We start from the raw sequence: 1,010 nt of genomic DNA, 5'->3' as shown, positions 1-1,010 counted from the left end.
ATGTGCTGGTGGTGGTGGTGCATCATATCGCGGCGGATGCGTCGTCGATGGGTCCGTTGGTGCGGGATGTGATGGTGGCGTATTCGGCGCGTGTCTCGGGTGATGCGCCGGGGTGGTCGCCGTTGCGGGTGCAGTATGCGGATTACGCGTTGTGGCAGCGTGCGGTGTTGGGTGAGGAGTCCGATCCCGAGTCGTTGGCGGCTCGCCAGATCGCGTTCTGGCGTGCCGAGCTTGCCGGTTTGCCGGATTTGCTGGAGTTGCCGGCTGATCGGCCGCGTCCGGTGGTGGCGTCGTTGGCGGGTGCGCGGGTGCCGGTGAGTGTGGATGCGGTGACGCATGCCGGTTTGGTGGAACTTGCTCGTGCGCATGGTGCGACGTTGTTCATGGTGGTGCATGCGGCGTTTGCGGTGTTGTTGGCGCGGTTGTCGGGCAGTTCGGATGTTGCTGTGGGTACGCCGGTGGCGGGTCGTGGTGAGCGTGAGTTGGATGATTTGATCGGTATGTTCGTCAATACCGTGGTGTTCCGGTCGCGGGTTGATGGTGGGGAGTCGTTCGCGGGTTTGTTGGGGCGTCAGCGTGAGGGGGTTTTGGCGGCGTTCGCGCATGCGGATGTGCCGTTCGAGCGTTTGGTGGAGGTGTTGAATCCGCCGCGGTCGACGGCGCGTCATCCGTTGTTCCAGGTGGGGTTGTCGTTTCAGAATGTGGCGCGTGCGGTGTTGGAGTTGCCGGGTTTGTCGGTGGCTGGGGTGGATGCTGATGTGGATGTGTCGCAGTTCGATTTGCATTTGATTGTTGGTGATGTGTATGAGGAGTCGGGTGCGGCTGGGGGTGTGGGTGGGTTTTTGACGTATGCGACGGATTTGTTCGATCGGGCGACGGTGGAGGGTTTTGTTGCTCGGTTGTCTCGTATCCTCGCTGCTGTCGTCGCCGACGCGAATATTCCGGTCGGTGAGATCGAATTGCTCTCCGACGCCGAACGGCATGACGTCCTCACCGCATGGAACGACACC

General features: G+C 61.9%; 1 protein-coding gene. It reads left to right on the top strand.

Annotation, left to right across the window (positions count from 1 at the left end; genetic code table 11):
* The coding region (locus ACH49X_RS32885; RefSeq protein WP_323124771.1) for a condensation domain-containing protein at positions 1-1,010 on the top strand (1,010 nt) is incomplete at both ends.

Source organism: Nocardia sp. NPDC019323, assembly GCF_044389845.1.
Classification (GTDB): domain Bacteria; phylum Actinomycetota; class Actinomycetes; order Mycobacteriales; family Mycobacteriaceae; genus Nocardia; species Nocardia implantans.
This window is presented reverse-complemented; position numbering and strand designations above follow the sequence as displayed.